Source organism: Pseudomonas khavaziana, assembly GCF_019145205.1.
Classification (GTDB): domain Bacteria; phylum Pseudomonadota; class Gammaproteobacteria; order Pseudomonadales; family Pseudomonadaceae; genus Aquipseudomonas; species Aquipseudomonas khavaziana.
Genome location: NZ_JAHSTT010000005.1, coordinates 448,645 through 462,594, shown reverse-complemented (window position 1 = coordinate 462,594; position 13,950 = coordinate 448,645). Strand labels below are relative to the sequence as shown.

Genomic DNA, 13,950 nt, shown 5'->3' with positions numbered 1-13,950 from the left:
ACACCATGAAAACTCTGACTGCCTTGTTCGCCGCCACTGCCCTGACCTTGACCGCCGGCCTGGCCCAGGCTGATGTTCGTCCGGATCATATCGAAGGCCTGCTCAAGTCCGGTGCAGTGATGCCTTTCGACAAACTCAACGCTGCCGCCGTGGCTAAACACGCCGGTGCCACCATCAACGACACCGAGCTGGACCACAACAACAGCGGCGTGCTGGTCTACGAAGTTGAACTGACCGATACCGCCGGCAAGCAATTTGAAGTGAAGCTCGACGCCAAGACCGGCACTGTACTGGAAGACAAGCTCGATACTTGAGACCACGCTCTACAAAACACACGCGCCACCTTCGGGTGGCGCGTTTTTTTTGCGCAGTACGAAACCGTCACATAAACGTCATCCCGCCTTGCAATGATTCTTGCCTGAGTGCCTGTGAAACGTCCTACAGGCCCTTTCTCTGCGAGCCGCCATGAACCACAGCATCGACCACGCCCATCAGGATCCTGACCTGTTTGGCCTGCTTTACGGTTTCCGTTTTCGCCCAGGCGAAAAAGGTCAGCAGATTGACTCAGCCACCGCCCTCGCCGCCTTGCAGCAGCCGCAAGACCCGGAAGAATTCCTGTGGCTGCACCTGAACCTGGCCCACGCCGCCTGCGAGCGCTGGATGCAGGCGCACCTGTCGCTGCCAGAGGAGTTTTTCGAAGCCCTGCATGAAGGCTCGCGCTCCACGCGGATTGAACATGTGGATTCGGCTTTGCTGGCCGTGGTCAACGACGTGGTGTTCAACTTCAGCAGCATGGTCTCGTCGGATATTTCCACGCTGTGGGTGTGTGCCCGCAGCCGCCTGCTGGTCAGTGCGCGCCTGCAACCACTACACTCGGTGGACAAATTGCGCTCGTCGGTGAAGGCCGGTGAGCACTTTCGCTCGCCGCTGGAACTGCTGGTGCACCTGCTGCGGGACCAAGGCGAAGTGCTGACCCAGATCGTGCGCAAGACCAGTATCAGCGTCGACCATATCGAAGATCAGTTGCTGTCTTCGCGCCTGTCCACCAACCGCGCCGAACTCGGAGCCGCGCGCCGAGTGCTGGTACGCCTGCAACGCCTGCTGGCGCTGGAACCGGGCTCGCTGCTGCGCCTGCTCAACCGCCCGCCGCAATGGCTGCAAAAGGAAGACGTGAAGGAATTGCGCAAATCCACCGAGGAGTTTGCGCTGATCATCAACGACCTGACGGCCCTGGGCGAACGCATCAAGCTGTTGCAGGAAGAAATCGCCGCCAACCTCAATGAGCAAAGCAACCGCACGCTATTCACCCTTACTGTGGTGACAGTGCTGGCGTTGCCGATCAATATCATTGCCGGTTTTTTTGGCATGAACGTGGGTGGAGTGCCGCTGTCCCAGGACCCGGAAGGCTTCTGGATATTGGTGGCGCTGGTCGCGACCTTTACTCTGATTGCCGGACGATGGGCCTTCCGAAAACGCAAAGACTACTGACCTGAAATGCGGTCAAAACGTGGGAGGGGGCTTGCTCCCGATGGCGGAGTGTCAGTCAATAATTTTTAACTGACACCCCGCCATCGGGAGCAAGCCCCTCCCACATTGGTTCTTCTGCGTTTGGTAGACCGGCGGTGCAGTCGATTTCCTAAAACACTGACCTGCCGCAGCATCGCTGTAATATTTTGCAATGATCATTAAGGCCATCCTCCTCACACTGGATGCTCCGGCATGGCCACCCCTTCCCTGACTGCCTCCCCCCACGCTTCCCCCCCCTCCCAACCCCGGCTGGACACAAAACCAGGCTTGTTGACGGTGATCATGTTCTTCGCCGTACTTGCCATGGGCCTGTTGTTCACCGCCTACAGCCTGATGCACGACATGCACGAAATGGGCGCCCAGCTCACCACTTGGACGCCATTCCTGATGCTGGGCGTAGCGCTGTTGATCGCCCTGGGTTTCGAGTTCGTCAACGGTTTCCACGACACTGCCAATGCGGTGGCGACGGTGATCTACACCAACTCGTTGCCGCCGCAGTTTGCGGTGGTGTGGTCGGGCTTTTTCAACTTTCTCGGGGTGTTGCTTTCCAGTGGCGCGGTGGCGTTCGGCATCATTGCCCTGCTGCCGGTGGAGCTGATTTTGCAGGTGGGTTCATCGGCCGGTTTCGCGATGATCTTCGCCTTGCTGATCGCCGCGATCCTGTGGAACCTCGGCACCTGGTGGCTGGGGCTGCCGGCCTCGTCCTCCCACACCCTGATCGGCTCGATCATCGGCGTCGGCGTGGCCAACGCCCTGATGCACGGGCGTGACGGCACCAGCGGTGTGGATTGGAGCCAGGCGATCAAGATCGGCTATGCCTTGCTGCTATCGCCGTTGATCGGCTTCGCGTTTGCCGCCTTGCTGTTACTGGCCCTGCGCGCCTTCGTGAAAAACCGCGCGCTGTACAAGGCCCCCAAAGGCGATACGCCACCGCCCTGGTGGATTCGCGGCATGCTGATCGCCACCTGCACCGGTGTGTCGTTCGCCCACGGCTCCAACGATGGGCAAAAAGGTATGGGCCTGATCATGCTGATTCTGGTGGGCACTTTGCCAATGGCCTACGCGCTGAACCGCACCATGCCGGCCGACCAGTCGCTGCAATTCGCAGCAGTCGCGGAAGTTACCCAGGTTGCATTGGTCAAAGCGGCACCGCAGCCGGCACCAGGTGACTCTCGCGCCACCTTGTCGACCTACGTACGCACCAAGGAGGCCACGCCGGAGCTGGTACCCGCCCTCGCCGCCATCACCGGCCATATCGGCGAAGAAGTGAAAAGCTACGGCTCCCTCGCTGCCGTACCTGCCGAAGCCGTCGGCAACGTGCGTAACGACATGTACCTGACCAGCGAAACCATTCGCCTGATGGACAAGGGCAAGGTCGGCAACTTCGACGCTGATACCCAAGGCAAGCTGCAACTGTTCAAGCAACAGATCGACAACGCCACGCGCTTTATCCCGCTGTGGGTGAAGATCGCCGTGGCCATCGCCCTAGGGCTGGGCACCATGGTCGGCTGGCGACGCATCGTAGTGACGGTGGGCGAGAAGATCGGCAAGACCCACCTGACTTACGCCCAGGGCGCATCAGCCGAGACGGTGGCGATGCTGACCATCGGCGCGGCGGATATGTTCGGGCTGCCGGTGTCGACCACCCATGTGCTGTCCTCGGGGGTGGCCGGGACCATGGTAGCCAACGGCGGGGGTTTGCAGATGAAGACCATCCGCAATTTGTTGATGGCGTGGGTGCTGACCTTACCGGCGGCGATTGTGCTGTCGGGTAGCCTGTACTGGCTGTTCACCCAACTGTTCTGACACACACAGCAGGTCAAAATGTGGGGGCTTGTTCTCTGTAGGAGCGAGCTCGCTCGCGAAAAACGCCAACGATAACGCGTGTTTTCTGAATGAACACGGCAACTGTGAGTTTTTCGCGAGCAAGCTCGCTCCTACAGGTAGTAGGGCGTGCCCCCTTGGTTTTGTGCTTCTTCAGGGTGTAAAGAGTCCAGCCATCACCTTCAGGCGCTTCTTATAGACCCGCCGCGCCTCCAGCGCTTGCTCCAACGTCACCGCCACAAACCCCGCCCGCTGGTTCGGCTGCATCTGCCCGATCAAGTCCAGGTCGGCGCTGATCACCGTGCCAATCATCGCGTAGCCACCGCCCGACACCGCATCGCGGTGCAGCACAATGGGTTCAAGCCCGGCAGGCACTTGAATCGAGCCAATCGGGTAACAACTGTCGACGATGTTCGATGGGTCGGAGCCGGCGCCAAAGGGCTGCTCCCGCGGCTGAAAGCTCAACGCGCTGCCACCCTTGAAGCGATAGCCAATGCGGTCCGCCTCGGAGCCGACCGTCCACGGCTCGGCAAAAAAGCTGCTTTTCGCACCGTCGGTCAAGCGTTCGTAATACAGGCCCGGCAACACGCGCAAGGTCACATCGCCGCCCACCGAACAACGCAACGCCATCGGCAAGCTGTTACCCGCACGCCCCGCACCGCTGGCGTTGCCGATAGGCAACAGATCACCTTCCTGCAAGCGCCGCCCGTGAAACCCACCGAGTGCGCCAAGGGTATAGGTGGAGCGACTGCCGAGCACCATCGGCACATCGATGCCTCCGGCAACGGCGAGGTAAGTGCGTGCGCCAGCCTTGGGAAACTCGAACCTCAGCACCTGCCCGGCACGCACGGCGAAGGCGGTGTCCTGGTGAACCACTTCACCGTCCAGGCGCGGCGACATCAAGGCGCCGCTCAAGGCCACCAATGCGTCCTGCTCGAACTCCAGCTCAGGCCCGATCAGCGTGCATTCCAGGCCAGCCGCGCCCACGGGGTTACCCACCAGGTGGTTGGCCGCGCTCAGCGCGTACTGGTCCAGCGCACCCGAGGGCGGAATGCCCAGGTGGTAATAGCCTTCGCGGCCCAGGTCCTGCACTGAGGTGGCGAGACCGGGTTTGAGGACCTTGATCATGCCAGCGCCTCCTGCAGGGTTTTCGGATAGCCGATGGGGTCGGCAAGAAACGCATCGAGGGAAAACTCCACCGGGCGGATGCGCAAATCGAAACGCCCTGCTTCCACCTCGGCGACGGCCAGGTCGTAAGCCTCACGGTCCATCGGCTTGAACTGCACGATGTCACCGGGCCGGAAAAACACCATGTGTTCCTTGAGGTACGCCAGTTGCTGGGCCGGGTCGTAGATCGGTGCAGGGGTGACGCCAAACATCTGGTAGCCGCCCGCGCCGCGCACCGAGTAGATACAGCCAAAGCAACCGCCATGGCCCAGGGTCAGCTTTGGCGTGTCGGTGCGTGGCCGCAGGTACTTGGGCACTTGCAATTGCCGCTCGCGCTCAACCATCTGGAACATGAACGGCAAGCCTGCAACAAAGCCGACCATCGATACAAACCACGGTGCGCCACTGTGGGCAGCGATAAACGCGTCCACGTCGGCCAGGCCATTGATGCGTGCGGCGTATTCCAGGTCGGTGCCGCTGGGGTCTTGGTGGCGGTCACGAAAGCGCATCAGGGTTTCGTGGGTCCAGGGGTCGTTATAGAGCACTGGGATTTCGATGATGCGCGTATGCAAAGTGCGCTCGGCTACAGCCTGGGCTTCGGCGCTCTGCACGGCGTCGAGCAACACATGGGGCGCGATGCGGTCGGGGTCGAAGCGAATCTGGAACGATGCATTGGCCAGGCACACATCCAGCACGCCTTCCAGAGCCATACGCTCCACGGCACGGGTTACCGCCATGCCCTTGAAAAAGGCCTGCAGGGACATGCTGTCACTGACCTCGGCAAACAGGTGTTCATCAGCGCCAAAGCTGTAGCGGATGGGGGACGTTTCAGCCATGTCTGTTCCTCTTGGAATCATTGTAGAAAGGCAGGCAAAAAAGTGATGAGACGATCTTATTGAGGTGGCCTGACGTCGATGCCCGCACGGTCCAAGACCTCACGGGTCGCTTCCACCAGTTCCAGGGCACCGGGAGTGTCGCTGTGCAGGCAGATGGAGCCGAATTCGATCGCCAAGTCTTCGCCTTCGACGGTACGCACAAGGCCGGTCTGACACGCACGCAAGACCCGCGCGGCCACTGTGGCTGGGTCCAGCGCCCGCACATTGCGGGTAAACACGATGGAGCCGCTCAGGTCGTACTCACGGTCGGCATAGAACTCGCGTACCACCGGCTGCCCCAGTTCCTTGGCAATGCGCCAGATCGCCGAGTTGGGCATGCAGTACAGCAACAGCGTCGGCTCGATGATCTGCAGGTTCTGCACCAGCAACCGTGCGGCTTCTTCATCGCGAGCCAGGTGCATGTAGAGCGCGCCATGGGGCTTGATATGTTGCAGGTTCACGCCTTGGGCACGGGCCATTTCACGCAGGGCACCGAGCTGGTAGAGCATGTCGTCCACCAGTTCCTGGGCCGGTGCGTTGATATGTCGGCGACCGAAACCCACCAGGTCACGAAAGCCTGGGTGCGCGCCGATGGCCACGCCCAGTTGCTTGGCGCGCTCGACGGTGCGGCGCATGGTGCCGGGGTCGCCGGCGTGAAAGCCGGTGGCGATGTTGGCCGAACTGATATAGGCCATCAGCTCTGCGTCGACGCCATCGCCGATGGTCCAGGGGCCAAAGCCTTCGCCCATGTCTGAATTGAAATCCACTGCCTGCATCGAGGTTGCTCCGCCAAAGGTGATGCCAGGAAAGTAGGCTGGGGCTTGACCCCTTGGGAAGATCTATTATCAGATGACCCATCTTCTGAAAATCAGATAGCCTTTTATCCTCGACCCCAGAGCGTGGAAACGATCAAGTAGCAGAGTGCGATATGTCTTTAACCTTGCGCCAGGTTCGCTATTTCGTCGCCACTGCGGAAATCGGCCAGATTTCCCAGGCGGCGATTCACTTGAATATTTCCCAGTCGGCGGTGACCACGGCGATCAAGGAGTTGGAAGCCATGCTCGGCGTGCAGTTGTTCGTGCGCTCGGCCCAGGGCATGAGCCTCACCGATGCCGGACGGCATTTTCTCAACCGCGCCTATGTGATTGTGCGCAGCGTGGATGACGCCCTCAACAGCCCATTGCCGGACTACCGCGCCAGTGGCGTATTGAAGGTGGCAGCCAGCTACACAGTGTTGGGTTATTTCCTGCCGCACCATTTACAGCGCATGGAACATTGGCATCCGGACGTGACCATCGAAGTGTTCGAGCAGGAACGCCAGGCCATCGAACAGGGCCTGCTCGACGGCCAGTTCGACATGGCGGTGGTGCTCACCGCCAACCTCACCCACGCGGATATTGTCTCTGAAATCCTGTTCAACTCCGAACGCCGCCTGTGGCTGCCCAGTCATCACCCGTTGTGTGAACGCGGTGCCGTGAGCCTGGCGGATGTGGCGCAAGAACCGTACATCCTGCTGACTGTCGACGAGGCCGAGCACAGCGCCATGCGCTACTGGGAACAGACCGGGCAAACGCCCAAGGTACGGCTGCGCACCAGCTCGGTAGAGGCGGTACGCAGCATGGTTGCCAATGGCAGCGGCGTGGCGATCCTGTCGGACTTGGTGCACCGGCCCTGGTCCCTGGAAGGCAAGCGTATCGAGACCCTGACCGTGACCGACCCGGTGACGCCCATGAGCGTCGGCCTGGCCTGGCACCGCGAGCGCGCATTCACCCCGGCGATGCAGGCGTTCCGCGATTACTTCCACGATGCGTTCCTGGCGCCGCAGCAGTTGTCGGCGCGCCGTTAAAGATGGGCCTGCAGGATCGCGGTCAACCAGTCCATGAACACCCGCACCCGCAGCGGCAAATGCCGTTGGCCGGCATACAGCAAATACACGTCCAGGGGCGGTGCCTGGTAATCCGGCAGCACAGCCACCAACTCGCCACTGGCCAATAGATCGCGGATCCCCAGTTGGGGCACCTGGGTAATGCCAAACCCAGCCAGGCACGCCGACTGATACGCATCGGTGCTGTTGACGGTCACCCTTCCTGCCATCGGCAACCGTTGCACCTTGTTGCCCACCATGTATTCAAACCCTGCCGAGCGTGCGCCCAGGGGACGTACGTAATGCACCAACTGGTGATTCGCCAGGTCAGCCAGAGTCAGCGGCACGCCATAACGTTGCAGATACGCCGGGCTCACGCAGTTGACCATCGGCATGCTGCACACCCGTCGCGCCACCACGGTTTGATCGGGCTGGGCACCGACGCGCACGACACAATCGAAACCTTCGGCGATCAGATCCACCTGGCGATCCGAGCCGCTGATCTCCATGTCGATAAGAGGATGGCGGGCCATGAACGTGGGCAAGTTCGGCAGGATCAGGCCCCGTGCCATGACATTGGGCATGTCCACCCGTATACGCCCGGCCAATTGGGCTTCGTCCTGGCGAAACAGACCTTCCAGCTCTTCCATATGCGCCAGCAGATCCTTGCTGCGCTCGTACAACACACGACCATCCTGGGTCGCCTGCACCTTGCGCGTGGTGCGTTGCAACAGCCGCGCACCGAGCAGTTCCTCCAACGCCTGCACATGCTCAGACACTGTAGAGCGCGGCAAGCCCAGGCTTTGGCCGGCCTGGGTAAAACTCGACAATTCAGTGACGCGCACGAAGGTGCGCAATAACTCAAGCTTGTTCATGGGATTGTTCGCCTTATCCGGCCAGTGATTCCGATATCAGCCTGTTTATCACGTTATGACCGGACAAATACACTCAGTCCCACTGACCCCACCTGAGGACTGCACCATGACCCGTAAAATCGCACTCATAACCGGCGCCAGCCGCGGCCTGGGCAAAAGCGCCGCGCTGCACCTGGCTGCGCAAGGCGTAGACATCATCGGCACTTACCACAGTGCAGCGGACGAAGCACAAGGGGTAATTGCCCAAGTACAGGCATTGGGTGGTCGCGCCGCCATGCTGCAACTGGACGTCAGCCAAAGCGCGAGCTTCGATGGGTTCGTAGGCCAGGTTGGCGCACTGCTCAAGGAGGTTTTCGCCCAGGATCACTTCAACTTCCTGATCAACAACGCCGGGATCGGCGCCCACGCCAGCTTTGCCGAGACCACCGAAGCACAGTTCGACCAGTTGGTGGCGATCCACTTGAAGGCACCGTTTTTCCTCACGCAGAAACTGCTGCCGTTGATCAGCGACGGTGGGCGCATCATCAATATTTCCAGCGGCCTGGCGCGGTTCAGCCTGCCAGGCTATGCCGCGTACGCGTCGATGAAGGGCGCCATTGAAGTGCTGTCGCGCTACCAGGCCAAGGAGCTGGGCCCACGCGGTATCACCGTGAACACCCTGGCACCGGGCGCGATTGCCACCGACTTCGGCGGCGGCGCCGTGCGCGATAACACCGATGTGAATGCGATGGTCGCCAACAATACCGCCCTGGGCCGTGTCGGCTTGCCGGACGATATTGGCGGAGCGATTTCGAGCTTGCTGGCCGATGGCAGCAACTGGATCACCGGCCAGCGGATCGAGGCGTCGGGGGGAATGTTCCTCTAAACGACTCCCCCTCCGTAGGAAAGAGCTTGCTCGCGAAAAAACTCAAGGGCGCCGCGTGTTTCCAGAGGCCTCGCGTTATCGTTAGCGATCTTCGCGAGCAAGCTCGCTCCTACAGTGGGCGGCGTTTTTTTCGCTGATTTTTTCCCGAATGACGTCATAACCCCAGTGATACACGTAGGTGTAGGGCAGGAAGAACAGCAGTACGCCTATGTCGAGCATAAACGCCTGCAACAGGCTGATATTGAGCCACATGGCGACCAGCGGCACGACAACCACAATCAGCCCCCCTTCGAACAACAGCGCGTGCAGTACGCGAGTCTGCCCACTGTTCGCCAGTTGCAGGCGCGCCTTGAGGCGGTCGAACAGGCCATTAAAGATAATATTCCAGCTCAGCGCTATCAGGCTGATCGCCAGGGCGACCAGGCCCATGTCCAGGGCGGGTTTATCCATGATCCACGCCATCAACGGGGTGCAGATCGACAACGCCAGCGCTTCAAAACCGATGGCCTGGCAAACACGTTCAGTAATCGACTTGGTAGGGTTCATGACCCGGCTCCGTGAGTGACGATGGTTGCCATAATCAGGCTTAGTCTCGATACTTCATAACCAATAACCATCGATCAAGGCGATAGTCATGGCCTCCTATGAAGTGCTCCAGGCGTTCGTCCAGGCCGCTACCCAAGGTTCGTTTTCCGCCGCGGCACGTAAGCTGGGCAAGAGCCAGTCCACCGTCAGCGCGGCGGTGGCCAGCCTTGAGATTGACTTGGATGTAGTGCTGTTTGACCGCAGCAGCCGCAAACCGACCTTGACCCCGGCAGGCCATGTACTGCTGCAACGCGCCGAGCAGGTGCTGGAGGCCAGCAGCCGCTTGGAATTGACGGCGAGCCAATTGGCCACGGGGTTGGAACCGAAGCTGACCATCGCCATGTCAGATACCTACCAGTCGCAGCGCTTCGAAACCACCATCATCGCGTTTGCCGAACGCTACCCGGACCTGGAACTGGAATGGCTGATTGCCGAGTGCGATGACCTGATCGACCTTGTACAAAGTGGCCGGGCGCAAATCGCATTTATCGAGCAGCAGGATGAGTACCCGCCGGACTTGACCCATTCACCGGTCGAGGAACGTACCGAAACAGCCCTGTTCGTATCGCCGCAACATGCCTTGGCCAAGCTGGAAAAAGTGGACCAGCAGGCATTGAAACAGCATCGGGAGTTGCGCCTGGCGAGCATCGTCAAACCCTATGACAATCGCGCTGCAGGGCGGGTCTGGTCGGCAGCCAGTTACCTGATGCTGATGGAAATGGCGCAGTTGGGTTTCGGCTGGGCGCCCCTGCCACGCTGGCTGGCGGAACGTTTCGGCAATGGCACCCTGCAGGAGCTGAGGGTGCGAGGCTGGCCACGCTCGGTGACGGTGGATGCGTTGTGGTCGCGCCAGCATCCGCCGGGGCCGGCGGGGAGTTGGTTGCTGGGGCAGATGCTCGAATGAGCCAGTGAGAACAATGATGTCCAAATGTGGGAGGGGGCTTGCTCCCGATAGCTGAGTGTCAGTCAGCTAATCTTTACCTGACACACTGCAATCGGGGCCAAGCCCCCTCCCACATTTGGAACTTCATTGTCTGGGGGGGAGTTCGGTCAGGCGTCGCTCCAGGAAGCGTTTTTCCGGGGTTTGCTGGGTCAGGGACAGGGCTTTTTCGTAAGCTGCACGCGCTTCCTCAATCCGCCCCAACTGCCGGCAGAACTCCCCACGCGCCGAATGTGCCAAGTGGTAATCCTGCAACTCACCACGCAGCAAAATGCTGTCCACCAACGTCAGTCCAGCCGTCGGTCCCTGTTCCATCGCCACCGCTACCGCTCGGTTCAACTCAACCACCGGCGATGGCATGGCCCTGAGCAATACATCGTAAAGCCCGACAATCTGCCGCCAATCAGTCTGCTCGGCACTCGGCGCCTCGGCGTGCACCGCCGCAATCGCCGCTTGCAGGCAATATGGCCCGAAGCGTCGCGTGGTCAGCACCTGCTCCACCCATGCGCAACCTTCAGCCATCAACGACGTATCCCACAGCCCACGATCCTGAGCATCCAACAGCACCAATTCACCGCTGGCCGAGGTGCGTGCCGAGCGACGCGACTCGTGCAGCAACATCAACGCCAGCAAGCCCATGACTTCCGGCTCCGGTAGCAACTCCACCAGCAAGCGGCCAAGGCGAATGGCCTCCGCGGTCAGGTCTTCACGGGTGAGATCGGTGCCTGTGGAAGCCGAGTAGCCTTCGTTGAACACCAAATAAATCACCCGCAGCACGCTGTCCAGGCGCTCGGGTAACTCGGCACGGGACGGCACTTGGTAGGGGATTTTCGCTTCACGGATCTTGCCCTTGGCACGCACGATGCGCTGGGCGATGGTGGTGGGTGTGACGAGAAAAGCGTGGGCAATGGCCTCGGTACTCAGGTCGCAGATCTCACGCAAGGTCAGCGCCGCCTGGGCGTCGGGCGCCAGCGCCGGGTGGCAGCAGGTGAAGATCAGGCGCAGACGGTCGTCTTCCACGTCTTCATCACTCCACTGCGCCGCTTCCAGTGTGTCGGCCTGCTCTTGCAGAAACGGGGTAAACCGCGCCTGGCGACGTAGACGGTCGATGGCTTTGAAGCGACCGGTTGATACCAGCCAGGCCCGTGGATTATCCGGCACACCGTCCTCGGGCCAGCGTTGCACGGCGACGAAAAATGCCTCGTGCAGCGCCTCCTCGGCCAGGTCGAAATCACCCAGCACACGAATCAGCGTCGCAAGCACACGCCGTGACTCGTTGCGGTAAACCGCTTCGACCTGGCCATTGAGCGTCATTAAGCTAGGTTCAATTCACGTACGGGGCGTACTTCCACACTGCCGACCCGGGCCGCTGGAATGCCGCCGGCCACTTGTAACGCCTCATTGAGGTCACTGGCTTCGATCAGGTAGAAGCCGGCGAGCTGCTCCTTGGTTTCGGCAAATGGCCCGTCGGTGATCGACACCTTGCCATTGCGCATGCGCACGGTGGTGGCAGTATTGACCGGCTGCAGCGGCTCGGCGGCCAGCATGCGTCCGCTGGCCTGGATGGCCTCGGCGTAGGCAAAACACTCCGGGTCCTTGGGGCTGTCGGGCGAGGTGTGCAACAGCTGTTCGTCGCTGTAGATCAGGCACAGGTATTTCATGATGTTCTCCGTTTTCGGTCTCCTGACTATAGTTCGCAGTGCTCAAGGTTTCAGGTCGAACAGCGCCGTGCCGCTTTGCATATCGAACGGCGCCGACCAGTGCTCATGCACCACTTTCCATTGACCATCGATACGCTGGTAGGCGGCAGTGACGCGCATCCAGCAGGTCTTGAGTACACCATCCGGACCAGTGCCACCGCAGTGCGCGAGCCAGTGGGCGAAGGCGCTGTCCTGGGCCTGGTTGATGCGCAACTCATGAAACTCAAAAACGCCTGGGCCCGGGCAATGTTCCATGCACGCCTTCCAGTGTGCACGATAGGCCTCCCTGCCCTTGAATTGCAGCGCGCCAACCGCATCGAATGCGACGATATCGTCGGCGTAAAAGCTGACAATCTTATCGATATCCTGGGATACCACGGCTTGTTTCCATTGCTCGATCAAGGTGTTGATTGCAGTGCTCATGGCGATGACTCCTGGGTTGTAAAATTACGGAAGACACCCTTAGTCGAATGGCCCTTGGGCAAATCGACAGGCCAGGGAAAAATAATTTCCTCCACCACAAACCCGATAGACTGCTGCATTCTTTGCAGCCGTTCGGATAATCCGATGCAAACCCGTCTTGTTGCCTATGAGGCGCTGAATGCTGTGCAACAACAGCAAGTCGGCGCCATCGAAGTTCATCCTGAACAACTGCCGTTTTCCGGCGATATGTATTGCGCCCTCAATACGCTGCTGGTCAATCCGAGCCCTGGCGTCAAAGGTTTTGCGCTGTTGGCCGACGACATTCCCGTGGCCTTCCTCCTGCTCAAGCGCCCACCCGCCCTGCCCCATTGGGCCAATGAACACAGTGCCACGCTGCATGCGTTGCAGGTGGATCGGTATCAGCAGGGACGTGGCTTCGGCAAGGCGTGTTTGCGGGCGTTGCCAGTCCTGGCGCTTGAGGCATGGCCGCAGATCAAAGGGCTGGAGCTGTCAGTGGACACGCATAACCTGGCGGCGATGGGGTTGTATCTGGGGGCTGGATGGGTGGACAGCGGCGAGGCGTACAAAGGGCGGGTTGGCTATGAGCGCCGGCTGTGCTGGCGGTTCAATCCATAACGGCAATGTCACGTAAACATGACTTTCACGGGTGCATGTCGTATTTACGTGACATCGGGTGCAACCTCAGCCTCTCTCTCCAACCGGCAACCAGATCTCCACCGTCCCCGTGCCCTTCCTGCCGTCAAAATCTGCGCTATAGCGCTCGAAATCCGCACCCATCACCTTATAGCCCGAGTGCGGCAGCCACTCGAACATGATGCGCTCGTAGGTTTGTTCAAGCGCCTGCACCGGCCCGTAATGGGGGAATACGGCATAGTTGAGCGGCGGGATTTCGATGAACTCGAAGTTGCTCGGCACATCCCCTTTGCCTGGGACTTCTACCCCGGCCATGTAATCAAACTCGCCGTGGTGAGGGTTGTGGCAAACGCCGTAGGTCACCCCGCCGATGCGTTTCTTGATGTCTTTGACGCACGTGTCAAACAACTCCCATAACTTGGGGATATCGCCCACGGTGGCCTTCGAATAACGCCCCTGTACACCGGCGATCACCAGGGCTTTGCCGGCTTCCATGCGTGGCTCCAACGATTGTTTTGTCTGCTGATCCATACGAACAGTCTCCTTCTTATGAGGGAACAAACCCGCATCGAGTATAGGGGCATATCCGTGCCGCGCTCCATGTACAAATTTTTCCCACACATCTGGACAACGCGCCATCATCGCCCGTAT

Annotated in this window: 16 protein-coding genes; 7 read left to right on the top strand and 9 right to left on the bottom strand. The window is 60.3% G+C overall.

From position 1 onward, the window contains the following. Positions 1-5 precede the first annotated feature (5 nt). The 3 genes from KVH01_RS15670 (at position 6) to KVH01_RS15660 (ending at position 3,333) form a co-directional block, all read left to right on the top strand. A complete protein-coding gene (locus KVH01_RS15670) occupies positions 6-314 on the top strand; it encodes a PepSY domain-containing protein (RefSeq protein ID WP_217881993.1) in 309 nt (102 codons plus the stop codon). A gap of 151 nt (positions 315-465) precedes the next feature. Next, the gene (locus tag KVH01_RS15665; protein WP_124379202.1) at positions 466-1,488 is read left to right on the top strand and encodes a transporter; all 1,023 of its coding nucleotides are present in this window, start codon (positions 466-468) and stop codon (positions 1,486-1,488) included. A gap of 231 nt (positions 1,489-1,719) precedes the next feature. Next, complete coding sequence (locus tag KVH01_RS15660) at positions 1,720-3,333, top strand: inorganic phosphate transporter (protein WP_217881992.1); 1,614 nt, start codon at positions 1,720-1,722, stop codon at positions 3,331-3,333. 171 nt (positions 3,334-3,504) lie between these two features. Here KVH01_RS15660 and KVH01_RS15655 read toward each other — a convergent pair whose 3' ends face one another. From KVH01_RS15655 to KVH01_RS15645, 3 genes are read right to left on the bottom strand one after another with little or no spacing between them, the layout of a single operon-like run. Continuing rightward, the gene (locus KVH01_RS15655; RefSeq protein WP_217881991.1) at positions 3,505-4,479 is read right to left on the bottom strand and encodes a 5-oxoprolinase subunit C family protein; all 975 of its coding nucleotides are present in this window, start codon (positions 4,477-4,479) and stop codon (positions 3,505-3,507) included. After that, positions 4,476-5,354, bottom strand: a complete 879-nt coding sequence (locus tag KVH01_RS15650) for a 5-oxoprolinase subunit B family protein (RefSeq protein WP_043051297.1) — start codon at positions 5,352-5,354, stop codon at positions 4,476-4,478. The genes KVH01_RS15655 and KVH01_RS15650 overlap by 4 nt, the downstream gene beginning before the upstream one ends. 56 nt (positions 5,355-5,410) lie before the next feature. Then, the gene (locus KVH01_RS15645) at positions 5,411-6,169 is read right to left on the bottom strand and encodes a 5-oxoprolinase subunit PxpA (protein ID WP_217881990.1); all 759 of its coding nucleotides are present in this window, start codon (positions 6,167-6,169) and stop codon (positions 5,411-5,413) included. A gap of 152 nt (positions 6,170-6,321) precedes the next feature. On the opposite strand from KVH01_RS15645, the gene KVH01_RS15640 reads away from it, so the two are divergent. Continuing rightward, complete coding sequence (locus KVH01_RS15640) at positions 6,322-7,239, top strand: LysR family transcriptional regulator (RefSeq protein WP_217881989.1); 918 nt, start codon at positions 6,322-6,324, stop codon at positions 7,237-7,239. Here the strand turns inward: KVH01_RS15640 and KVH01_RS15635 are convergent. After that, on the bottom strand, positions 7,236-8,132 hold the full coding sequence (locus KVH01_RS15635; protein ID WP_217881988.1) for a LysR family transcriptional regulator: 897 nt from the start codon (positions 8,130-8,132) through the stop codon (positions 7,236-7,238). The genes KVH01_RS15640 and KVH01_RS15635 overlap by 4 nt on opposite strands. 106 nt (positions 8,133-8,238) lie before the next feature. Between KVH01_RS15635 and KVH01_RS15630 the strand changes: the two genes are divergently transcribed. Then, on the top strand, positions 8,239-8,997 hold the full coding sequence (locus KVH01_RS15630) for an SDR family NAD(P)-dependent oxidoreductase (RefSeq protein ID WP_043051293.1): 759 nt from the start codon (positions 8,239-8,241) through the stop codon (positions 8,995-8,997). 81 nt (positions 8,998-9,078) lie between these two features. Here the strand turns inward: KVH01_RS15630 and KVH01_RS15625 are convergent, their stop codons facing one another. Then, complete coding sequence (locus KVH01_RS15625; RefSeq protein WP_217881987.1) at positions 9,079-9,543, bottom strand: multidrug/biocide efflux PACE transporter; 465 nt, start codon at positions 9,541-9,543, stop codon at positions 9,079-9,081. An 88-nt stretch (positions 9,544-9,631) separates the two neighbouring features. Between KVH01_RS15625 and KVH01_RS15620 the strand changes: the two genes are divergently transcribed. Continuing rightward, positions 9,632-10,486 (top strand): LysR family transcriptional regulator, encoded by an 855-nt coding sequence (locus tag KVH01_RS15620; RefSeq protein WP_217881986.1) that lies wholly within the window; start codon positions 9,632-9,634, stop codon positions 10,484-10,486. Between the two features lie 123 nt (positions 10,487-10,609). Here KVH01_RS15620 and KVH01_RS15615 read toward each other — a convergent pair whose 3' ends face one another. Genes KVH01_RS15615 through KVH01_RS15605 form a run of 3 tightly spaced genes read right to left on the bottom strand, consistent with a single transcriptional unit; the run spans position 10,610 to position 12,645 of the window. After that, positions 10,610-11,836, bottom strand: coding sequence for an RNA polymerase sigma factor (locus KVH01_RS15615; RefSeq protein ID WP_217881985.1), 1,227 nt, complete (start codon positions 11,834-11,836; stop codon positions 10,610-10,612). After that, positions 11,836-12,183, bottom strand: coding sequence for a YciI family protein (locus KVH01_RS15610; RefSeq protein ID WP_217881984.1), 348 nt, complete (start codon positions 12,181-12,183; stop codon positions 11,836-11,838). Before KVH01_RS15610 ends, KVH01_RS15615 begins: the two co-directional genes overlap by 1 nt. Before the next feature lie 42 nt (positions 12,184-12,225). Beyond that, entirely contained in the window at positions 12,226-12,645 is a 420-nt protein-coding gene (locus KVH01_RS15605; RefSeq protein WP_043051286.1) for a YybH family protein, read from the bottom strand. Between the two features lie 144 nt (positions 12,646-12,789). On the opposite strand from KVH01_RS15605, the gene KVH01_RS15600 reads away from it, so the two are divergent. Continuing rightward, positions 12,790-13,281: a GNAT family N-acetyltransferase gene (locus KVH01_RS15600; protein WP_217881983.1), complete on the top strand. Its 492-nt coding sequence runs from the start codon at positions 12,790-12,792 to the stop codon at positions 13,279-13,281. A 66-nt stretch (positions 13,282-13,347) separates the two neighbouring features. Here the strand turns inward: KVH01_RS15600 and KVH01_RS15595 are convergent, their stop codons facing one another. Beyond that, on the bottom strand, positions 13,348-13,830 hold the full coding sequence (locus KVH01_RS15595; RefSeq protein WP_217881982.1) for a GyrI-like domain-containing protein: 483 nt from the start codon (positions 13,828-13,830) through the stop codon (positions 13,348-13,350). Between the last annotated feature and the right edge of the window lie 120 nt (positions 13,831-13,950).